The sequence below is a fragment of the Leptolyngbya sp. 7M genome (assembly GCF_018128485.1).
Genome location: NZ_CP070897.1, coordinates 4,933,424 through 4,953,956, shown reverse-complemented (window position 1 = coordinate 4,953,956; position 20,533 = coordinate 4,933,424). Strand labels below are relative to the sequence as shown.

Annotated in this window: 20 protein-coding genes and 3 pseudogenes; 14 read left to right on the top strand and 9 right to left on the bottom strand. The window is 50.0% G+C overall.

Going from position 1 to position 20,533, the window contains the following annotated elements; translation table 11 throughout:
* The first annotated feature begins 378 nt into the window (after window positions 1-378).
* The 7 genes and pseudogenes from JVX88_RS25610 (at window position 379) to JVX88_RS25585 (ending at window position 6,252) form a co-directional block, all read left to right on the top strand.
* Complete coding sequence (locus JVX88_RS25610; RefSeq protein WP_211621461.1) at window positions 379-939, top strand: phosphoenolpyruvate carboxylase; 561 nt, start codon at window positions 379-381, stop codon at window positions 937-939.
* 68 nt (window positions 940-1,007) lie between these two features.
* Entirely contained in the window at window positions 1,008-1,388 is a 381-nt protein-coding gene (locus tag JVX88_RS25605; RefSeq protein ID WP_211621460.1) for a hypothetical protein, read from the top strand.
* A gap of 396 nt (window positions 1,389-1,784) precedes the next feature.
* Window positions 1,785-2,696 (top strand): annotated as a pseudogene (locus JVX88_RS25600) (NAD(P)H-quinone oxidoreductase subunit H); the annotation flags it as partial.
* A gap of 862 nt (window positions 2,697-3,558) precedes the next feature.
* The gene (locus JVX88_RS43300; protein ID WP_263975247.1) at window positions 3,559-4,653 is read left to right on the top strand and encodes a hypothetical protein; all 1,095 of its coding nucleotides are present in this window, start codon (window positions 3,559-3,561) and stop codon (window positions 4,651-4,653) included.
* Window positions 4,638-5,057 (top strand): response regulator, encoded by a 420-nt coding sequence (locus JVX88_RS25595; RefSeq protein ID WP_317134442.1) that lies wholly within the window; start codon window positions 4,638-4,640, stop codon window positions 5,055-5,057. Before JVX88_RS43300 ends, JVX88_RS25595 begins: the two co-directional genes overlap by 16 nt.
* A 180-nt stretch (window positions 5,058-5,237) precedes the next feature.
* The gene (locus JVX88_RS25590) at window positions 5,238-5,603 is read left to right on the top strand and encodes a response regulator transcription factor (protein ID WP_211621459.1); all 366 of its coding nucleotides are present in this window, start codon (window positions 5,238-5,240) and stop codon (window positions 5,601-5,603) included.
* A gap of 121 nt (window positions 5,604-5,724) precedes the next feature.
* Entirely contained in the window at window positions 5,725-6,252 is a 528-nt protein-coding gene (locus JVX88_RS25585) for a chemotaxis protein CheW (RefSeq protein ID WP_211621458.1), read from the top strand.
* Between the two features lie 31 nt (window positions 6,253-6,283).
* On the opposite strand, the pseudogene JVX88_RS44410 reads toward JVX88_RS25585, so the two are convergent.
* From JVX88_RS44410 to JVX88_RS25565, 5 genes and pseudogenes are all read right to left on the bottom strand, one after another.
* Window positions 6,284-6,751 (bottom strand): annotated as a pseudogene (locus JVX88_RS44410) (condensation domain-containing protein); the annotation flags it as partial.
* Between the two features lie 1,180 nt (window positions 6,752-7,931).
* Window positions 7,932-9,593, bottom strand: a complete 1,662-nt coding sequence (locus JVX88_RS25580) for a TonB-dependent receptor plug domain-containing protein (RefSeq protein ID WP_211621457.1) — start codon at window positions 9,591-9,593, stop codon at window positions 7,932-7,934.
* Window positions 9,594-9,799: 206 nt separating this feature from the next.
* Window positions 9,800-10,444 carry a WD40 repeat domain-containing protein gene (locus tag JVX88_RS25575; protein ID WP_211621456.1) on the bottom strand — a complete coding sequence of 215 codons (645 nt, stop codon included), beginning with the start codon at window positions 10,442-10,444 and terminating at the stop codon, window positions 9,800-9,802.
* A 155-nt stretch (window positions 10,445-10,599) separates the two neighbouring features.
* Complete coding sequence (locus JVX88_RS25570; protein ID WP_211621455.1) at window positions 10,600-11,622, bottom strand: hypothetical protein; 1,023 nt, start codon at window positions 11,620-11,622, stop codon at window positions 10,600-10,602.
* Window positions 11,603-12,709, bottom strand: a complete 1,107-nt coding sequence (locus JVX88_RS25565; RefSeq protein WP_211621453.1) for a PepSY-associated TM helix domain-containing protein — start codon at window positions 12,707-12,709, stop codon at window positions 11,603-11,605. The genes JVX88_RS25570 and JVX88_RS25565 overlap by 20 nt, the downstream gene beginning before the upstream one ends.
* A 368-nt stretch (window positions 12,710-13,077) precedes the next feature.
* On the opposite strand from JVX88_RS25565, the gene JVX88_RS43295 reads away from it, so the two are divergent.
* Window positions 13,078-14,418 carry a tetratricopeptide repeat protein gene (locus tag JVX88_RS43295; RefSeq protein ID WP_211621451.1) on the top strand — a complete coding sequence of 447 codons (1,341 nt, stop codon included), beginning with the start codon at window positions 13,078-13,080 and terminating at the stop codon, window positions 14,416-14,418.
* A gap of 41 nt (window positions 14,419-14,459) precedes the next feature.
* Here the strand turns inward: JVX88_RS43295 and JVX88_RS25555 are convergent, their stop codons facing one another.
* Window positions 14,460-15,188: a GTP-binding protein gene (locus JVX88_RS25555; protein WP_317134441.1), complete on the bottom strand. Its 729-nt coding sequence runs from the start codon at window positions 15,186-15,188 to the stop codon at window positions 14,460-14,462.
* Window positions 15,189-15,190: 2 nt separating this feature from the next.
* On the opposite strand from JVX88_RS25555, the gene JVX88_RS25550 reads away from it, so the two are divergent.
* Both JVX88_RS25550 and JVX88_RS25545 read left to right on the top strand, forming a co-directional pair.
* Entirely contained in the window at window positions 15,191-15,370 is a 180-nt protein-coding gene (locus JVX88_RS25550) for a hypothetical protein (protein WP_211629105.1), read from the top strand.
* Window positions 15,371-15,461: 91 nt separating this feature from the next.
* Complete coding sequence (locus JVX88_RS25545; protein ID WP_211621447.1) at window positions 15,462-15,785, top strand: BMC domain-containing protein; 324 nt, start codon at window positions 15,462-15,464, stop codon at window positions 15,783-15,785.
* Window positions 15,786-15,840: 55 nt separating this feature from the next.
* Here JVX88_RS25545 and JVX88_RS25540 read toward each other — a convergent pair whose 3' ends face one another.
* Window positions 15,841-16,872 (bottom strand): VWA domain-containing protein, encoded by a 1,032-nt coding sequence (locus tag JVX88_RS25540; RefSeq protein WP_211621445.1) that lies wholly within the window; start codon window positions 16,870-16,872, stop codon window positions 15,841-15,843.
* Between JVX88_RS25540 and JVX88_RS25535 the strand changes: the two genes are divergently transcribed.
* On the top strand, window positions 16,859-17,701 hold the full coding sequence (locus JVX88_RS25535) for a VWA domain-containing protein (RefSeq protein WP_211621443.1): 843 nt from the start codon (window positions 16,859-16,861) through the stop codon (window positions 17,699-17,701). The two genes, JVX88_RS25540 and JVX88_RS25535, sit on opposite strands and share 14 nt — an antisense overlap.
* Window positions 17,702-17,792: 91 nt before the next feature.
* Window positions 17,793-18,788 carry a hypothetical protein gene (locus JVX88_RS25530; protein ID WP_211621441.1) on the top strand — a complete coding sequence of 332 codons (996 nt, stop codon included), beginning with the start codon at window positions 17,793-17,795 and terminating at the stop codon, window positions 18,786-18,788.
* On the opposite strand, the pseudogene JVX88_RS25525 reads toward JVX88_RS25530, so the two are convergent.
* Window positions 18,748-19,326 (bottom strand): annotated as a pseudogene (locus JVX88_RS25525) (phosphate ABC transporter ATP-binding protein); the annotation flags it as partial. The gene JVX88_RS25530 and the pseudogene JVX88_RS25525 overlap by 41 nt on opposite strands.
* Window positions 19,327-19,530: 204 nt before the next feature.
* On the opposite strand from JVX88_RS25525, the gene JVX88_RS25520 reads away from it, so the two are divergent.
* Both JVX88_RS25520 and JVX88_RS25515 read left to right on the top strand, forming a co-directional pair.
* Window positions 19,531-19,743, top strand: coding sequence for a hypothetical protein (locus JVX88_RS25520; protein WP_211621436.1), 213 nt, complete (start codon window positions 19,531-19,533; stop codon window positions 19,741-19,743).
* A 33-nt stretch (window positions 19,744-19,776) separates the two neighbouring features.
* A complete protein-coding gene (locus JVX88_RS25515) occupies window positions 19,777-19,959 on the top strand; it encodes a hypothetical protein (RefSeq protein ID WP_211621434.1) in 183 nt (60 codons plus the stop codon).
* Between the two features lie 14 nt (window positions 19,960-19,973).
* Here the strand turns inward: JVX88_RS25515 and JVX88_RS25510 are convergent, their stop codons facing one another.
* Entirely contained in the window at window positions 19,974-20,528 is a 555-nt protein-coding gene (locus JVX88_RS25510) for a nitroreductase family protein (RefSeq protein WP_211621432.1), read from the bottom strand.
* Between the last annotated feature and the right edge of the window lie 5 nt (window positions 20,529-20,533).

Below are 20,533 nucleotides of genomic sequence, written 5' to 3'. Positions count from 1 at the left end.
TCCATCAGTTTAAATGATGCAATGCAGCGATTACTATGACTCTAAACTCAAACAATTACAATCACGTAGTTTTTGATACAAAAAACAAATTCATTCTATCGTATGCGTGCTGCTATGGCTTTCGCTCTAAGGCCATTTAAGCCTATATTTGATTGTCAATTAATTGCCAAATATGCAGTTTTAGCCGAAGAATTAGCTAAAGAAATGGACCACCAATTCTAAATGGTTATTGGTTGGTTTTAGAAGAGAACCAGCGCAATTTTATGCTTCTAAAGCTTTGTTTTTTAGGATGCAACAGAATTTTGCAATGAACGCAAACATCTAGATTTGCTCTAGCAAACACCATAGAATTATCGAATGATCTTGCCAGGATAAACTATGAGTTCAACCCTCCAATCCTCAGACGATGCTTTTCGCTCTAGTGCTAATACAGTAATTGAGGAGAAAACTATCCCAGCGTTGACCCCTGACTCGACTTCGGATCTGTTTTTGCGCCATCGCCTCAGGATTGTTGAGGATCTGTGGGAACTGGTTCTTCAGCAGGAATGTGGACAAACCTTGGTAGATTTACTGCGCCAGTTGCGCTCGATCCATTCTTCTGAAAGTGAAGCAGCAGAAGCTGCCGCTGCCGAAGTGCTGAGACTGATCGAGAATCTGGATTTAAATGAAGCCATTCGAGCTGCCCGTGCTTTTGCGCTCTATTTCCAGCTGATCAATATTGTGGAACAGCACTATGAGCAGCGAGAACAACAGCAACAATATCGAGCCGCCTACGAACAGGCTACAGGTTACGAAGAGTCGATCTTCACGACCGATCCGTCCTTGATTGGAGAAGGCGAAGAATCTGGTTCTCCCCAGGCCGAGCTGCTAGAAAAAAACCTACAAGAATCTCCCGCCCGACGTGAAAAGCCGGCAACGCTGCAATCCCTTCTGGTTTAGAGTTTGTTGGTTTCTCCAATCCCAAGGTCTGGCAGCTCGAACGCCTGCTGGCCAAAGCTCCTGATCTGATGGAACGAGCTGCTACCCTCACCGATCGCCAGCGCTACCGCTTGATCGAACTGCTTGATCCGGAAACCATCGCCCACTACGAATTTTTCCTCGCCCGTCCGCCATTGCCTCGATGCGACTGGTCTTCTGACGCCGCTCTACTGGCGGCCATTCCAGACCGTAGCCCCTGCATGGAGGGATGGGACAGCCGCACCCTGTTCAACTACGACTACCAGCTGGTCAATCTCAGCGAGGCTGAATGGCAGTTTCTCAAAGCCTGCGACGGCAATCAAACCCGCACGGTTGGGGAAATTTTGCAGGAAGTTGAACTGAGTCTCGATACCGTGCGAGCACTTCAGCAGCAGCAGTTAATCTTACTAACCCCGGCCCCGGCCTACTGATGCACCAGTGAACCAGCCGGATAAATCGCCATTGAATTGCGCCACCCCAACCTTCTTCTGACTTCTGGCTCCTGACTCCTACTAGGTAGGTGAGCATAATTAAACATAAAACCCAAAACCCTGCGCCGCCTGCTGCGCAGGGTTTTGAATCTGGTTTTTAATTATGCCGAGGTACTTAAAACCTTCCCTATAAGCGAAATTATCAGTGTTTCATTAAAAATCCGTAGCCATTCTGGGTGGGATGCTCTGCTTAGATAGCCTTCCCCTTCGTATAATGATTCAGAGAGACGTAACAAAACTATAGGGTTTTAGACCTAGAGTTTTAGACCAAACCAGCTCTGCTGTCTATGCCCACCCACCTGCTGATGCGCCAATCGAACGGGGAGAGAAACACCTATGACCATGATTGAAACCAAAACCGAGCCAATGGTGCTCAATATGGGTCCGCACCATCCTTCGATGCACGGGGTGTTGCGCCTGATTGTCACCCTGGACGGTGAAGATGTCGTTGACTGTGAGCCGGTGATTGGCTATTTGCATCGGGGCATGGAAAAGATCGCGGAGAACCGCACCCCAGTCATGTATGTGCCCTATGTCAGCCGTTGGGACTACGCGGCGGGCATGTTCAACGAAGCTGTAGTCGTAAACGCGGTAGAAAAGTTGGCCGATGTGCCGGTGCCCCGACGGGCCAGCTACATCCGGGTGATTATGCTAGAGCTGAACCGGATTGCCAACCACCTGCTCTGGCTCGGCCCCTTCCTAGCTGACTGTGGTGCCCAAACCCCCTTCTTCTATATCTTCCGGGAACGCGAAATGATCTATGACCTGTGGGAAGCAGCTACCGGCTACCGCATGGTCAACAACAACTACTGGCGCATTGGTGGCGTAGCGGTCGATTTGCCCTATGGCTGGGTCGATAAGTGTGCCGACTTCTGCGACTACTTTATGCCCAAAGTGGACGAGTACGAGAAGCTGATTACCAACAACCCGATCTTCCGGCGACGGGTAGAAGGTGTGGGTACGATCACGCGCGATGAGGCGATCAACTGGGGTCTGTCTGGTCCAATGCTGCGGGCCTCTGGCGTCAAGTGGGACCTGCGCAGGGTGGACCACTACGAGTGCTACGACGACTTCGATTGGGATGTGCATTGGGAAACCGCAGGCGACTGCTTCGCTCGCTATGTAGTGCGGATTCGAGAAATGCGGGAGTCGGTGAAGATCATTCGCCAAGCCCTCAAAGGTTTACCCGGCGGTCCCTACGAAAACCTGGAAGCCAAGCGGATTGCCGAAGGACCAAAGTCGGATTGGGCCAAGAATTCCATCAGTGGTAAAGCGCGTAATAGCGGTTTGTGTCGATGGGTCAAGGGCTTCAACCTGTTGCTGTAGAGTCGCTGCTTGATTGGCTGGCTCTAGAGTTGCCAGAAAGGTCACGCTAGGTTCGGGATCGCTGCGTCGGACGAGTTCACGGGTTGCCTGCCAGCTTTCTTGAAATTGCCCGTTCTGCGACGCTTGCCAGAGGTTAAGTCGAGTTTCCCAACTGCCTTGGTTTACTACTGCAATCTGCCGATCCAGGATCGCATAGTTGGAACTGCCAGCTGCTGTGGTCTTAAACAACCGAATGGCTGAAACCGTGATTCGGGTCTGGTCGGGTAGGGTTGTGTTTCCTGAAACGCTATAGCTGCCCCCACCTCTAGGTTCAATTTGCACAATCGACAGTTCGAGGGGCGGAGCAGACAATCTGGGATTGAGGCGGTTGAGTGCAGTGCAGCCACTACTAGCCATCAGGGTCAGCATCAGTCCGATCAGCAACATTAGCTGCCGTAGCTGAGTTAAAGGCAGCGTGAATTGAGAAAAAAGATGATTGAACGACATAGATATTGAGGGTTATACGGGTGGCAAGTTGGTTGACCTGAATGTTTTTTAATCACCTACCCGCAGACGGGGTGGGGTGGCCCATGCACCAGCTTTAAGCCTAGCTTGAACTCTTTGCTAATGGCGATGCAATGCTCAAGCACTGTTTCAGCCACTAGATTCGGTTATCGGGACAGTAGCGCTCTACGTGTAAACGCATTTAGTTTGCCTTTTGATTTTCCTTCGGGTTGCAAAGCCGATTTATGTTTGCTAGCAATTCCGACGCAAAGCTCTAACCTTACTACTTTGTAAAGTAATCATGCCTAGTCTGTCTAAAACCGTTTTCTGCAACGGTTGGATGACTATCAGTTCCTGGGTTGTTTACCTGGGATTTACTGTAGTAGCCATCTCTTTGCCAGCAGACGCGAACCCTGCAACCGATGTAGAAACCGCAGGTTTTGCTGAATTGGTGAGCAGCATTTCACCTGATGCTAAAGCCACCCAAGATACTCCTGCTTCATCCTCTGAACTGAACCGGTTAGCCAGATCTGAATCGGTACCTCCTGAAAGCGCTGTTAATCAGACTGCAACTGGGGCTCCGCTTCCGCACCAGCCAGGAGCAATCTCGGAGGAGGTAACAGCTCGGTCAACTGAAGCATCTGATCGAGTTGGGCAAGCTACGCCTGAGAGCCAAACTATAGCGCCCATAACGGTCAGCTCAGAGGAGTGTTTAGCAGACTGCAATCCCACCGAGCAGTTTGACTTCAACCCACCTGTACCCGACATTGCAATTCCGCCCCGCTCGGCCTATCCTCGTCCCGATGTAGCACGCACGCCCCTTCCTGTCCCTACCTATCCGAGGGGAACGGCAGGCGAAGTGCCGCCGCCACCTAGCTCTAGTCCTGGAACTCCTGGTGTAACCCCTAGCCCTGAAACTCCTGAGCCTGTCATACCACCTGTTGCTCAGACCCCACCCACTGAATCTCAAACAGCTGCTGAATTAGCAGATACAGAATCTCGTCGTGCGCTGACTCCCCCTTCATTGCAACTGCAAGGGGTTTATTTATTTCAAGGCGATGAAGACTCAGCTCGCCTGCGGGTGACGGGCGTGTATCCGATTTTGCCAGAGTTGCAGGTGGGCGGTAGCCTCGACTTTACCGAAGGTGAGATTTTCAGCGAATCGGGTGACGATGGCCTAGAGGTAAACGAGCTGTATCTGGCGGCATCGGTACCCAACTATCCGAAGCAATCTATCCTCATGTGCGGCAAGGCACTGTACAGTTGCTGGCTCCTGAAGTTTCAGACACAGGACAATTGCAGACAACCCAAACCGCTGCTGCAGGAGGTAAAGTACCGCGCATTGTTTGTATTGATGATGGAGCAACCGTTCGAGCCACAGTGGAGCAAATTTTGAACCAGCATGGCTATGAAGCCGCCAGCATCAGCAACCCGCTCAAGGCTCTCAGCTTAGTGTTCCAGCTCAAACCTGACTTGATCCTGTGCGATATTGCGATGCCCGAACTCGACGGCTACGAAATTTGCGCCATGCTGCGAACCTCCACTGCCTTTCGGGAAACACCAATCATCATGCTGACTGGGAAAGATGGGTTTATTGATCGGGTCAAGGCTCGCATGGTCGGTGCAACGGATTACTTGACCAAACCCTTTGGCGAAGGAGAACTGCTGATGCTGCTGGAAAAATACGTCGGCTTGGGGTGTCCAGATCGTCCTACGCCTGACAAATTATTAGCAAAAGCGCTGGCAGATGAGCTAGAAATTGATAGCGAGGGTTCTACCTCGATTTCCTCAGTTCCCTGACCCAATTTGCTTTATCCGGATTATCGTTTCAAACAGTCGCTAATTCAAATTAGAAAGAACTGAAATGCCGCGAGTCAAGTTAACTCAGGGTAAAGAGAACAAGTTTTAATGATAGAAGAGCAGATCCAGAAACTGCATCAACCTTGCCCGTTAATTCTTGCATCGAGCAGGTAGAACCATATGAGTACTGTTTTAGTCGTAGAAGATAGTGTTGCCCAACAAAAAATGATCACCGATCTGCTCAAGGGCAGCGGCTTGAATGTCACTGTGGCCAGTGATGGTGTGGATGCCTTAGAAAAAATTCAAGGACATCGCCCGGATCTTGTGGTACTCGATATTGTCATGCCGCGCATGAATGGCTATGAAGTTTGCCGCCGACTCAAAGCCGATCCAAAGACACAACATGTGCCCATCGTCATGTGTTCTTCAAAAGGCGAAGAGTTCGATCGCTATTGGGGTATGAAACAAGGTGCAGATGCTTACATTGCTAAACCCTTCCAGCCCACTGAACTAATTGGAACTGTAAAGCAACTTTTGCGAGGTTAGTTCAGTAGAATAGTGGCAAAATTTGTTAGACAAAAGGCATAAACTAAATGATACGAAAAATTTTGTTGAGGGTAGGTTAAAGGTGGTAGGAAGTCATTTTCAGTAGCGAGTTAGGTCGAGCATGATTGGAAGTCCGGATTTTTTAGCAGGTAGAGGCCAAGACCAAGCTCCAGAGCTTCAGCAGTTAGAAAGCCCAGAAGGCGAACTGCACCTGAGGTTCTTTGTGGCTTCCGGCGATGAATTTGCCCTGCCTGCTTCTGGCATCCGCGAAGTGATTTCGGCTCCTCCTGATCGCATCACTCCCATTCCCAACGTCTCCCCCCTACTGCTAGGGACGCTGAATATCCGAGGCCGAGTGATTTGGGTGGCTGATTTGGGCCAGTTTTTGGGTGGAGCTATCCCTCTAAGTACCGATCGAGCAGAGATTTCGGTGATTGCAGTTGAAGATCAAGACATGATGTTGGGGCTGGCCGTTGAGCGAATTGTTGGCATGGACTGGTTAGATATCGATGAAATTCAGATGCCAACTAATGTTCCAGACGGCATGGCCCCGTTTTTGAGAGGAGAATGGTTCGCAAAGGAGAACAACCAGTCGCTCCGTTTACTAGATCAGGTAGCAATTTTGCGGTCGGCACGATGGGCAGCGTAAACATTGAAGAATACAGAACACTTGCAAATAATTGCTCGGTAGATGGAATCTCACTCCAAGCTTGCACTTGGGTCAGAGAAACTTGCCCGTGCGACTGCATCAAGTTCCAACGATTTTGAACCATTGGTAACCAATCAATCAAAGGCACGTCTGATACAACTTGGAGGCGCAAAGGCAATGGGTTACCAGACAAATGAGATAGGTACTCCTGCCCGTTGATTGAATCAATAACCTGCACCCCAAAGACAACATCCGTCTCCCCACTATAACGACTGAGCAGAATTCCCCAAGCTCCCAGTAGAAGCGACTGTAGACTCAGGTGAGATTGACTGAGTAAGTCTAGGCCAGTACCCAATTCTGGAATCCGAAAGGTATGACATCGACATATTGCCGTCCTTGCTCCCTGTTGGGGTAAGATCTGCTGCGGTACTGCATCAGCAACCGCTAACGGCGTTGGAGCAATAAATCCCCGCAACCATTCCTGCCAGAAGGATTCCATCGAAGATAATTGCCCCCTCTGGCCAGGATTAGATTCTAGACAATCGGAATTTTGAGGACTGGCTAACATATCACACGACCTGCAGAAAAACTGAGGCTAGAAAAGATATCCTTAACACTAATATCCTTGATACTGAAAATAAACGTTAGATTGCTCGATACCGATAACAAAACAGCAATCTTCATCAAATATTTAAGGAACCAATTTAGCTAAAGCTAAGCGAGTTGGGCCGTTGATAATTTCAAACACAAAAACGAGAGTAGCGTAAAACCTAAAGAGCAACCATAAAATATATGAAGCAAACCAGGTGACCACGAGAAAACGCAGACACTAGATAACTACTCAATTCAATTGGGTATCAGATCTATATTTGTATCACTTCAACCAGCAAGTTATCTCAAATACATATGCCATGATTTCAAATCAGCCAAAAACAATTAGCCAAAAACGAATTAGCCAAAACTGGAATATAAAGCTTGCTGTATAGTAACCAACCGATGTTTCAAATCATGTTTGATTTAACTTCAGTTGATGGGTATAAGTTGTATAAGTTCTTCAATTAAACCACTAAATTCAACAATCATTGCAAGCAGTGCCTACATCTCATGCTTGTGCTGCTAGCTGAGCGAACCTATTTTGATTACAATTGCATCACTACACGCAGCTTGGTTGCTCCCAGTCCAGAGCACCGTCACCAGAAAAATTGCAACAAATTGCAATATCATACACGGAAGTTTTGCCACTACAAGTTTGTTAATTCAGCTTCACTGTAGAAAAAGGCTTGTTCAACTGCAAAATCTAAATCACCTTGAGTTTAACTGTACAGGGTTAAGCAACCTAACAGATTTACAAAACTGCTCATCTAAAGGTGACTCAAAATAAATTATACAACCCATACAGTATCTTCCATTTTTTCTATACGTGATCTTAGACACCTTCTCGCTAGTATTACTCTGTTAAGTAGCCCCCTACTTACGTGTGATAAGTAGCTCCCTACTTACGTGTAAAGCCGCAATTACTGCACGGGAGTCGCAAACGTGAGTTTACCTATTGTCAGGGTCATTGGTTGTCCTGTGACCGCCTTGCCATTCAGCGCTCAACTTGAGGTAATTTCAAGCTGGGCTGAGGAGCGATTGAGCAAGATCATCTGCGTGGCTAATGTACACATGCTGATGGAAGCTCATTGGCACCTAGAAATGAATTCTGTTCTGCAAAATGCAGATATTGTGGTTCCAGATGGTATGCCATTAGTCTGGATGATGCGGTTTATGGGATTTAAGAAACAGGATCGAAACGTATAGCGGAAGGCATTTCGCAGCCTCAAGTTCTCATTAAATCGGTGCTCGAAGCGATATCCAACCCTACCATTGATGACTTTGTCTTCTACAGGTCCTACTGCGTTAAAGCTGCGGCGTATTTCTCCATTAGGATTTGATAGTACAGTCCCCACTGCTGGAATTGGTTCAGGTTGCTGTCCATTTCTTTCCTGAATACTGACATCACCCTCGATAACAAGGTCGGTGTTTTGATCCAGGCTCAAGCTCAAACTGGGAGCAATGGAAAGCTCTCTATTGTCGTTAAAGTCAATGAAAGTCTCACTACTTCGATAACCCGCAATGAACCTGTAGAGGGCCGTTCTCGAATCATTTAACGGGCCGGAGAGATCGATCGTCCCTTGATAGTCGTTATAACTCCCAATCGTGGCGCTCACTTCATAAAACGGTTCGCTTAGGGGCTGTCGAGTCACATAGTTAACGGTTCCACCAATCGAACTTAATCCACTGTCTCCATACAAAACGGAGGCTGGACCTCTCAAGACCTCTAGCCGTTCTACATTGAGAAAGCCACCATCATTCGTTATTTGTGGATCGGGAAGTCCATTTACGAGAACATTAAAAGCATCAAATCCTCGAATCGTGAAATAGTCCCTACCTCCAGCAAAGTTGCTAGCTGAGTACACACCGCTAACGTTTTCCAATCCCTCGATGATGGTTCTGACCTGACGATCTTCTAGCACCTGTCGTGGCACAATTTGGATCGATTGGGGAATGTCCCGCAATGGCGTGTCTGTTCTGGTTCCTAGCGAAGTATTTGGCACATAATAACCTTCCTCTTGCTCCCCCGTCACCACCACCTGAAGTTCTTCTTCCTCTGCGGCAGTCGCTGTCCCCGTCATTACTGCAAACGCCAAGCCTTCAGCCGCTGAAGTGATTTCTGCCACAGGCGGCGCATCGGTTCCCGTGATGGCAACTCTCACTCTGTCACCGGGTAAACTTGTCACGCTCACCAGCGCAATCCCTTCGATCGGAGTTGCCTGAGAAAACTCCTCGGCAATCGTGGCGTTGGTAATATCGGCAATCAGGGCATTTCCGACCGAGCGAGTTTCGGGCACTGCCAAAACACCATCTGCCGTTTCCAGAATCACCTGCAAGCCTGCTTCGGTGGCTTCGACTCGCACCCCAGTAATTTGAACGATCGCCTCTGGCGTGGCGGAGCCATTCGAGGCTTCGATTTGGGCGACCCACTCTTCGACAGTTGTTACAGACTGGTCGAGGTCAGTGAGTTGGGGAATATTGGTGCTGAGTTGAGGTCTTTCACCCCCCACTCTGCGAGAAGCGCTTCGCTCTACTGTCCCCCCTAAGCCCCTGCGGGGATGCGCCTGCGGCGTAAGGTAAGGGGGGAAGCCAGAAGCCGCTCCCTCGCCTGTTTCTACTCCCTCTCCTTGCCAAGGAGAGGGTTGGGGTGAGGTCGATACTTCCCCTGCGATCGCGGTGGCGCTCGTGCCCGCGCCTCCTACGATCGAAACCACGACTGCCCATCCAAGCCATTGCCAACGTTTCATCACTGCCTTCACACCGCTTTTGAGAACCAGTCTCAAGAGGTATATCAGGTTTGCGGTATTTCAGAAAAGCAAAAAGAACGCCAGCCGGAACTTTTTTTGAACGCTAGACGGAGCAGAACTTTTGGATATGGTACGGAGGAAGCGTTTCGGTGCAGTCGCCAAACCAATCATGGCAAAGTCAGCACTTGGTTGCTCTCCCAGTTTGCCTAGTTGATGTGAGGCTGCATCGGCGTTCCTGTTTCCAGATCCCAAAGTTTGATGGTTTTATCAGCACTGCCGGTTGCTAGAGTTTGACCATCGGGACTGATGGCAATGGCGTGAATTACGTCTTTATGACCCTTCAGCACGTACAGGGTTTCTTTGGTTTGCGTGTCTCGCACTTCGACGGTATTACCGCTGACCGAAGCCAAGAGTGTCCCATCAGGAGATATGTCTACCCACCAAGCGGCTCCGAACCGTCCCGATAAAACCTGGACTTTGGTTTGCTGCCAGTCTGGCGCTGCACAGTCCGCAGGGGAGACCTCAGCGATTACGGCTTGTTTTGTTACGGTTTTAGTGGAGCTAGGTGTGGTGGGGACGCTAATACTGCAAGCTGGGGATCCGGTTGGAGCAGTTGGAGCTGAGGTCTGGGTTGGGTCAGTCGGTTGGGTCTGTAGGTTGGTTGCCTCCCGCTGTAGCAAAGTGGAATACGAGGAACCAAACAGACTGCCTAAAATGAACCCACCGGCGAGTAGGGCCAGTGTTATAGCGGCATGACGGAAAAAAGAAAGTTGTCTAAATGCAATAATTGTTGTTTCACTTTGGGCACGACGCTTAGAGCGTGATTTGGGATCTGGGGGCTGCTGCTTCATTGCTAAAACCTCTCAGTAACTGGTCCTCCCCCTGACATGAAAGTTGAAAATTGGATTAGGGGAATTGTCAATCTGTGTACACGCGGTAGGCCAAAGCAGATCTTGTCTTGTAAATTAAATGGGATTCATCGACAAGACCTGCTTCAGCAACCTGATTAAGCCACAGCGAAGTCTGCTGCCGAGAACGTATCTTGGAACTTCACACTGTTTAGGTTGGCGTAATTGGCCTGCACGCTGAATGGCCCGCCTTTGCCTAAGTCGGAAGAGTATACGGCTCGGCTGATGTTGAGGGTACTGTTGTAGTAAACAAACACACCCTTACCAGCCGTGATGTTGTCATTGGCAGCAATAGCAGCAGCGGCCAGTCCTGCGTTAGCGAAGGTCTCACCCGTGAGCACAATCAGGTTACCGTCTCCTGACAGCTCGCTGGCTTTACCTTGGGTAAACTTGAGATCGCCATAGAACTGCTTGCTAAACACGACTTGGTCTATGCCCTGTTCATAATCCGTAATCACGTCAGGCTGATTTAGGTTCTGAGCAGGGTTGCCATTCGCGAACGGATCGGTGAAGAACTGGAACTTGTCAGCATCGCCACCGCCCGTGAGGGAATCACCCAGGGTTACAGGTTGGTTCGTATTGGGATTGATGGATGTAAGGGTGCCAGTACCCCCTGTGAGAATATCATCCCCTTCGCCGCCGAGTGCTTCGATGCGGGTGCTGCTAGCTCTAGCATCAATGCTATCGTTACCTTCACCGCCATCAAACTGGATCAGCTCAACGCCTGTACCCGACAGGTCATTAATCACAAAGGTATCGTTGCCGCCATCCCCGCTAACATCAAACACTTCCGCCGTATCAACTAGCAAATTAAATTGACCAACTGGCGGATTATCTAAACCAACTCGTTCAAAGAAGGCTCGTCCGTCGGGGGCTTTACCTAACACAAAATTATCTCCGGCGGTAACCGCTCCATCGACTTCGATGATATCTCGGCCTTCGTTACCGCTCATAACATCGTTGCCGTCACCGTCATCCCAGTCGAGCGTATCATCACCGGCTCCACCGATCATGCGGTCATCGCCCGTATTCCCTGAGACGAAGTCGTTGCCTTCACCGCCATTTAATACGTCATTGCCAGATCCACCGCTAATATTGTCATCAGTCGTTCCAGCGCACATCTGCCAATACTTCACCACTGTACTGGTCAATGTGCATCGTTACTTCCTGCGTCGGATCGTTGGGGAACGCAGAAACTGTGTATACCCCTGTTTTTCCTTCTGGAAGGGTGACGCTAAAACCGGGAGGCGCACCTTTGGCCTGGGCAAGGGCGATCACAAAATCGAGATTGACCTGAGGTGCAGGTGCCGCTTCGTTGGTTGCAGCAGAACTGCCGTGATCATGGCCGGCGTGATTTGCTCCAGACAGATGGGATTGCGGCATGGGGAATTGTTCTACGGCCCAGGGTACAACCTGACCCCGCTGATTGAGTGAGCCAGTCAAGACAGTAGATTCAGGAATCTCATCCCACATCTGAGCTGGAAATCGGCCCCAAACCTGAGCAAAGGTATCTCCCCAAAAGCCAGTCCAGGGCAAGCCGGTGAGGATCAGAAATCCAATCAGGAGCAGACCATAGAAACCGGGTACCGCATGTAAATCGCGCCAGAATATGCGCTGGTTTGAACTCCATAGACGCGGAATCAGTGTTCCTAGTACAGCAAACCGATGGCGCGGCCACCACAGGTACAGCCCCGTAATTAACAGCACCAGCCCCCAACAGGCAGCTAGCTCCACGAGATAATCACCCGTCTGACCAATCAGTAAATCACCGTGAATTTTGCGAGCAATCGCCTGCAGGTTATGGTCTTCATCGCGCTGACCCAACACTTGACCGGTGTAGGGATTGACAAACACCATGAGATTGCGCTCGTCTGCGGTGGTCAACAGCACTTCTGTACTGCGATCTGGCGCAATATTGGGTGTAATTTGAGTGACGGTTGCAGTGGGAAACGCCGCCTGGGCGCGCTCGACCTGCTCTGTAAACGCGAGAGCTGTACCGTTAGGCTGTACAACCACCAGATTGTGATACATCATAGCGTCTAGCTGAGGCTTGAACAGATAGATAATCCCCGTTGCAGCCAGAATTAGCATGAAGGGAATTACAAACAATCCAGCATAGAAGTGCCAACGCCAAACGGTACGATAAAAGCGATTGCCTGGAGATTCGGTGGCTGATGTTGCTTTAGGAGCGGTTGGAGATTTACCCATATGCGTGCTGTTAATGAGAACCAAGTAGGTGAGCATAATTAAACATAAAACCCAAAACCCTGCGCCGCCCGCGCAGCGGGCGCTGCAGGGTTTTAATCTGGTTTTTAATTATGCCGAGGTACTTAGAAAACGAAAACTAGGAGCGAAAAAACTATCTCCTACAGCCCAAGCACTGTCAAAAGACAGGGCGTCAAACATTTACAAATCTTTGCTTGAATTTGTCCAAGCGATGGCGTTGGGTTGCAGATGAGAGCAGCCAATGTAGTCTAGGTAACCATGTTGCCGGATAATGGACTCGCAGGCGGTTTTCTGTTGGGATGGCAAACCCATGCCGTGGTGAAAATCAGGTCAAAATTCAGGACAACTCTATGACGCAATACATCCTCGCCTTTGATCAAGGGACAACCAGTTCCCGCGCCATTGTGTTTGACCGCCAAGGCAATCTGCTTTCCCTGGCCCAGAAGGAATTTCCGCAAATCTTTCCCCAGTCGGGTTGGGTCGAGCATGATGCCGAAGAGATCTGGTCTTCGCAGATTGGGGTAGCGAACGAAGCCCTAGCCCGGCTTGGCATTTCAGCCCGCGACATTGCCGCCATTGGTATTACCAATCAGCGGGAAACCACCGTCCTTTGGGACCGCAGTACTGGGCACCCGATTCACAACGCCATTGTGTGGCAGGATTTGGGTAGCCTCTATTGGATCATGGCCCAGAACCAGGCCAACCCTGAGGCCACCAGGCTTTATTTAGAACAAACGGTCCAAATTTATCAGCTAGCGCTCAATCCGCTTCAACCTCAGGCGCATTCCCAGACCTATGCCATGGTGCAGAATAATCTGGGAGCCGCCTATGCCGATCTGGCTCGCTACCAGGAAGCAGTGATAAACCTTCAATTATCAGTAGAAGCTTACCAGCAGGCTTTACTCTATCGGCCAGCCGAGGTCGATCCCTGGCGCTATGCATCCACTCAAAATAACTTGGGTACCACCTACTGGAATTTAGCCCAGCACCAGCAGCCTGAACTCAACTTGAAGCAGGCAATTCAGTCCTATGGTCAAGCGCTCTGCCATTACAACCCAGACCAAGAGCCACTCACCTACGCCATGATCCAAAACAACCTCGGCACCGCCTACTGGAATCTGGCCCAGTACGAACAGGCGCAAGACTATTTGCACCAGGCCATTGCGGCCTATCGCTCAGCTTTGCAGTACCGCAGTCTTGACAGCACCCCTGCCGGTTTTGCCGCTACCCAAAATAATCTCGGCACGGCTTATTGGCATCTAGCGAACCAGTCTTCCCTGGGCAATCAGCGGATCACCTACCTACAACAAGCAATTACCGCCTACGAAGCAGCACTCAAGGCTGCTGACCAGATCCAGAACCACGAAGCTACTACCATGCTCAATTTCGATCTGTCATCTACGCAAAACAACTTGGGTTTGGCGCACTATCAGATCGCCATGGATTGTCATGCTAACCCTACTCTTGCTGCTGATGGTACTGAGCAAACTCATCATTTAACTGCCGCTTTGCAGCAGCATTTGTTAGCCCTACAAGGTTGGGAGCAGAACGAGAATCTACGCCAAACAGCCTTATCTTGCCTGTTGCAAACTGTGCGGGCATTCTATAACCAGCTCGGTCTGGCTGGGCAGAATCAAGCTCTATCGCAGATTCCCAGCTACCTGCTGCCAGAGATTCTGCCTCGGTTGTAGTTACGCGGCTACCGCTGAGTCGGCCAATTGCTCTGCCAAAATTAGCCTTGCTGCATCACCGCCTCGATTTGGTCAGGCTGCAGGGCGCGACCAATCAATACCAGCTTAGTTTGACGAGGCTCATCAGGCCGCCAGGGTCGGTCGTAGAAGTAATCAAATCGTTCACCAACGCCTTGTAGAACTAGGCGCATAGCCTTGTTAGGCACGGCTACAAATCCCTTGATACGATAGATTTCTTGCTCTTGTACTAGGGCTTGGAGTTGGCGAATCAATTGGGCTGGGTCATAGTCGCGCTCAATGCCTAGCCAAACTGACTGGATCTCGTCATCGTGGTCGTGCTCAGCCTCGTGATCGTGATGGCTGGGACGCTGGTCTAGGTGGTCTTCAACGGCAGCATTAAACCCTAACAGCAGCTCAGGATTAATCTCACCACGATGACAGGCTACAACCTTGACACCAGCAGGAAGTTCTTGCTTCAGCCACTGTTCAACCTGATGGCGCTCTTGTGGATTCACTCGATCCACCTTAGTCAGCAACACCAAATCGGCACAGGCTAACTGATCCTCAAACAGCTCTTCGATTGGAGTCTCATGTTCCAGATTGGGATCGGCCTGTCGCTGAGATTCCAAAGCCGCCAAATCACCAACCAACTGACCTTTGGCCAATGCCTCGCAGTCTACGACTGTAATTACCCCATCAACAGTCGCTTGGGTACGGATTTCAGGCCAACGAAAGGCTTGCACTAGGGGTTTCGAACGAATCTGCGTCAAATTTGGCCGAGATAAAAGAAACAAGTACTGTTCGGCCAAAACGCCCTAGACGCAAAACAAGTCAGCCACGCGAGGTGGTTTGGGAACAGCCAGCCGGATTGGGCTTCGGATTCATGATAACGGCGATCATTTTGATATTGCTTACAGTGGGTGTATTGGCGCTCGGACTTTATCTTAGATGAAACTTTGGGTGAGATGTTTCGTGCTTCGGTGGTATTACGGATCTGTTTCGGCATCCATTTCGATCGGTCGCGACCTTGAGGAGATTAACTAATGCAGGCTCTTGGAATGGTGGAATGTTTCGGTTTGGTAGCAATGATCGAAGCGGCTGATGCAATGGTCAAAGCGGCCAATGTTAAGCTAATAGGCTACGAAAAGGTTGACGCCGGACTTGTAACTGCTATAGTTCGCGGAGAGGTAGGAGCGGTAAAGGCTGCTGTCGAAGCCGGAGCTGCCGCTGCGCGAAAAGTTGGCACAGTAACCGCTGTTCACGTGATACCGAGTCCTCATTCAGAGGTTGATCATGGGATCCCGGTCCTGGTAACTGGCGACACAAACAGGAAAAAGATCTCAGGATCAGTTCCTGAAAAAAAATGAACCCCTGGGACAATTATTGCTCCGTATTCGATCTAGCAGTCTGACCGATCCGAACTTAGTTGGATCTTTGCAATACAGGCTGGCCATCAGGCTTGCCGGCGATACGCCCGCTTCTGGTTATCGCAATGCGTCTCTCCTTGTTCGGCCCATCTTTAACTACTACACGGATATTGCGAAAGCTTCCATCTTCTCGGTCATTAGATGGAAGATATCCTATAGAATATTGCGTTCGTAGTTCGTTAGATATCTCCTGGGCTATTGTATTGAGTTCGCTGACATTGTTTGGAAAATATGCGCGGCCGCCGGTCTCGGTCGCAAGTTTCTCTAAAAATGCTTTCGCTTTTGCCTGTTCGCTTTTCTGAATAAAATTTCCCCTGGCATCGAGGTCTTTGATAAATCCAATAGCATAGATCTGAACATCCGATTCATTCAAAAGCTGAAACAATTGCTTCTCGCTGTAATAACTCGCCCGGTCTTCGCCGTCCGTGATCAGGATCAATGCTCGACGTTTTCCGTCCTGGTCGTCTGTTCCTTTTTCATACTGTGAAACGCGGTCAGCGGCTAGGTAGATCGCGTCACGGAGTGCTGTTTGGCCTCCATCAATATGCAGATTCTCAAGTGCATATTCCAGATCGTCACGGTTAGAAGTAAAATCTTGAAGGATCTCTATCTTGTCGCGACCCACGAAACGAATAACGCTGGTTTCATCAGCCGGGCGATTTGAGTTGATCAGTATTTTGCTTGCTTCGATCACCTTCTCGATCTGTGATCGCATCGAACCCGAATTGTCCACAAGCATCGTATAGTTGGTCGGGACTTCAGATTGCGAGAAAAATTCGATCTGTTGAAGAACGTTATCTTCATAGATCGCGAATTCTGATTGCTTCAGATTACTGATCGGCCTGCTGAAACGGTCAACAACCCGAACGTTAAGATTTACTAACTCGGTTTCGATCTTAATTACCGTATCGTCTTCCGAGATACGTGGAGTCGGTGTTGGAGACGGGCTTCCGGACGTTTGAGATTGGGCATTTACCACACGACCGTTCGATTGCGAAAATACACCGCAAGCGATGATGACCCCCAAGATCAAGAAGCTCCATTTTCGAATTAGTTCCATTGATTCATCTATACGGAGTGTTTGGTGTCGCGTAATATCCGTCCCTGCTCCCCGCATCGAGAATCTTTTTCTTTATGAGAATGGTTTCGAACAGCGTATCCGGAATTTTACCTTCGACCCATCGCCTTCGCGGATAGTTTTGCTTGTAGATAATTCCAAGACCATCGGTGCCGACATCGAACGCCTAAAAAAGGCAACGATGGAATTTGCATACGAGATCTACGATGGCGACCAACTTTTCGTTGTAGCGTATGATGAGACCGCGGAGATAATTCAAGAATGGACCGATGATGCGGATAAGCTCTCTGCCTCGCTCGCTACGTTCCGAAAACAGAATAATCCGCATCTGTTCGATGCGCTTGAAGTAACTGCACGTGAGATACTCGTCCCGCTAATGCCCGGAAACCGGAAGACTGCCATCGTCATCATTGGCGATGGGCTTGACCGCGGAAGCCGAACCGAATTCGATAAGATCCTTGCCGAATTGCAGAACCATGATATTACGGTCTATGCACTTCAACTTCCTGACCGCACCGGCGGTGCGTATAGGCGAAATCAGCCCAAGGCAGGAGCGGTAATAAACCAGCTGGTCGAAGGTACAGGCGGACTGGCCTTCCCGTTCGAGAAAGCGGCCGAGGCGGCAAAGGCCATTTGCGACGAACTTAGAAAGAACCGCTACCAGCTTTCTTATCTGCCTATCAATACCTCTTCCTATGATGCCCGCACGGTCTTTCTTGTGGCCGATCGCGGCATTGCCGTCCGCACCAAAAAAGCCCAGCCGCCGAATATAAAGTGACCGCATCCTTCCAACCTGTCTTCCTTCGTCGCTGACAGTCGGAATGTGTTACACTCGTGGCTAGGAAGTTTCTTCAGCACGGGACCATTCTGTGAGCGATCCAAAAAACAATCCGCCGCCCGACGATTTTTCGAAAACGACACCTAATATTCGAGTGCCGTCGGACGATATTGGCCCCGCCGATTGGGACAAAACGAATTATCGTATCCCAAAACAGCCTTCCTCCGATGAATGGGGAAAGACCGTAACCAACATAAAACCCATCGATACCTCAGGCTCAGACTACGGGAAAACGATGTATCCCGGAGCCAAAAAGGCCGCCGAGGTGGATTGGAGCGTAACACGCGAACATTCGATGGATCCCGACTTTGGTTCATCACCCAACGATTTTGGCCCCGCCAGCGATAAAACGACCCCTTACTTCCAGCTTCCCGAAGCCGAAAGGGCCAAGTATCAAAATCTTCCTCCGACACCGGCTGAACAGGCAAAGCGTGAAGAAGAGAAAAAACGTGAGAAAGGCGGCATACCAATGTGGGTTTGGGCTCTGGCCGGACTCTTATTGATGTTTTTCTTTGCGATCGTCGTCCTTGCAGTTGTCCTCTATTTTGTTACTCGTGATACCAGCTTTGAGATCGTCGTAAAGGGAGCCCCTCCGGGAAGCGAACTGCGCGTTGATAATGAATCCTGGGGCCTGCCGGATGCAAATGACTCAAAGCGCCTATTTCCGTTAAAGGCAGGGAGTAGGGTGGTTACCATCGTGCATCCGACGCACATATGCGATCCGATCACCGTTGACGGAAAATCCGGCATCGTCGTTGAGGTTGTCGCCAAGTGCAGGCCGGCTCCTGTTAAACAGGGAGAAGATTGCTCCAATATCGGGATCGGCGAAGAGGACAAGGCCGAACGCTGTTACAACAAAGCTTTGGATGACCTCCCGGATCCGTTTACGGCCGATCAGCTTGTTGCGGCCCTCAATATATTGATAATAAATTTTGAATCCGCGAAGTGGGATATCCCGCCGCATCGTCAGGCGGCATTGAAAGAAAGGTTGAAATTGGATCGAGCGCTGAACAAGGTTCGTCCATGAGAATCACTTCCGGCTGAACCGCGATTGCTCGTGCAATGCATAGGCGCTGCTGCTGCCCACCCGAAAGCGCTAAACCACTCTGCTTGAGCCGATCTTTAACCTCACCCCACAGAGCAACTTTCCGTAACGACTGCTCGACCAGTTCATCCAAATCACCTCGATAGCCGTTGATGCGAGCACCAAAGGCAATGTTATTGTAGATCGATTTTGGGAACGGATTGGGCTTTTGAAAGATCATGCCAATGCGTCGGCGCACTTCGACCGGATCAACCTGTTGGGCATACAAGTCTTGATCATGTAAGGTAAGACGACCAGTGACACGAGCGTTAGGAATCAGATCGTTCATGCGATTGAAGCAGCGGAGCAGCGTACTTTTGCCGCAGCCGGATGGGCCGATAAAAGCGGTCACTTTTTGCTGAGGAATGTCCAAGAAAATATCTTGGATGGCTGGAGTTTTGCCATAGTAGACACTGACTCGCTCGGCCCGTAGAATCGTGTCTGAGTGAGTTGGTAACGTTGGCTGAATTGAGGAAGTCATAGGCTTTCGATGAACGTCTAAGTAGGTGAGCATAATTAAACATAAAACCCAAAACCCTGCGCAGCGGGCGCTGCATGGTTTTGAATCTGGTTTTTAATTATGCCGAGGTACTTATGAATCAGGGGACTTCGTTCAAGCTAGCGGTCCTGTGACAGCTCAACCGCAACCGCAACTTTCAACAGCCTAATTTAAGGAGATACAACTATGGCGATCATTTCTGGTACCCCGAACGATGACCTGATCGGCACCGAGTTCTCAGAAATCACCGGCGAGGCAGGCAACGATGCCCTCAATGGCGACGCAGATAGCATCTTTGATGTGATTCCCTCCTTGATAGCGACGAGGATAGTGACGAGGGCAATGACACGCTGGGTGGCTTATCTTCCCCGACTTCGCGCTGGGGCAAGACCAGATTGAGCTGTTTGATTTCAATTTCGACCCGGCGACTGATTGGTCTTTGCGGCAGCGTCATTCACCGCAAAGACCAGCGGTGCCCGGATTGTCTACAGCCGCGACAGAGGCTCGCTGTTCTTTAACCCCAACGGCAGTAGCGCCGGATTTGGCACGGTATATTTTCCATTCCTGCCTCTGTTCTCCAGTCCTTCCGCAATTGCATACGTTTTATTTGGTTGAATTACTTAAAATCGTCAAAGTGATTCAGTGTAGGTTTGGCCCAGCCGATCCACAAACACATTCGCCGACAACGGCAAACGACCGGCATCTTGACGTGGTTCAGCTGCATAACCCACTGGCACCAGCAGCGCAATTGCAAGATTGGGTTGATCGGCAGCACCAATTACTGCCTTCACCTTGTCTTCTATCCAGCCATTCATGGGACAAGTTGACAACCCGAAGCTCTGAGCTGCCAGCATCAGATGGGTTGCCGCAATCGTAGCATCCTTAACCGCATATTCCCGCCGCTTTTCCCCTAACGCTTCCTGAAACGAAGGGATGGCTTGATCAAAATATGCCACGGTTTGTTCCGTCCAAGCTCCTTTTGCGAGTGCCGTTTCGTAGATCGCGGTGCGGTCTCGCCAGCCTTCAGTATCGGCAGCAAACACAAAGGTTACTGGAGCCTGAACAATCTGCGGTTGGCCCCATGCGGCTTCCGACAACGCTTGCTTCTGATCCTGATCCTGCACTAAAATAATTCGCCAATCCTGTAAGTTAAAGCTACTCGGAGCCGCCACCGTCAGTTTCACGAGAA

Coding starts and splice junctions, on each gene's coding strand:
- JVX88_RS25610 (WP_211621461.1), top strand. CDS start 379: ATGAGTTCAACCCTCCAATCCTCAGACGATGCTTTTCGCTCTAGTGCT.
- JVX88_RS25605 (WP_211621460.1), top strand. CDS start 1,008: ATGGAACGAGCTGCTACCCTCACCGATCGCCAGCGCTACCGCTTGATC.
- JVX88_RS43300 (WP_263975247.1), top strand. CDS start 3,559: ATGCCTAGTCTGTCTAAAACCGTTTTCTGCAACGGTTGGATGACTATC.
- JVX88_RS25590 (WP_211621459.1), top strand. CDS start 5,238: ATGAGTACTGTTTTAGTCGTAGAAGATAGTGTTGCCCAACAAAAAATG.
- JVX88_RS25585 (WP_211621458.1), top strand. CDS start 5,725: ATGATTGGAAGTCCGGATTTTTTAGCAGGTAGAGGCCAAGACCAAGCT.
- JVX88_RS25580 (WP_211621457.1), bottom strand. CDS start 9,593: ATGAAACGTTGGCAATGGCTTGGATGGGCAGTCGTGGTTTCGATCGTA.
- JVX88_RS25575 (WP_211621456.1), bottom strand. CDS start 10,444: ATGAAGCAGCAGCCCCCAGATCCCAAATCACGCTCTAAGCGTCGTGCC.
- JVX88_RS25570 (WP_211621455.1), bottom strand. CDS start 11,622: ATGTGCGCTGGAACGACTGATGACAATATTAGCGGTGGATCTGGCAAT.
- JVX88_RS25565 (WP_211621453.1), bottom strand. CDS start 12,709: ATGGGTAAATCTCCAACCGCTCCTAAAGCAACATCAGCCACCGAATCT.
- JVX88_RS43295 (WP_211621451.1), top strand. CDS start 13,078: ATGACGCAATACATCCTCGCCTTTGATCAAGGGACAACCAGTTCCCGC.
- JVX88_RS25545 (WP_211621447.1), top strand. CDS start 15,462: ATGCAGGCTCTTGGAATGGTGGAATGTTTCGGTTTGGTAGCAATGATC.
- JVX88_RS25535 (WP_211621443.1), top strand. CDS start 16,859: ATGATGACCCCCAAGATCAAGAAGCTCCATTTTCGAATTAGTTCCATT.
- JVX88_RS25520 (WP_211621436.1), top strand. CDS start 19,531: ATGGCGATCATTTCTGGTACCCCGAACGATGACCTGATCGGCACCGAG.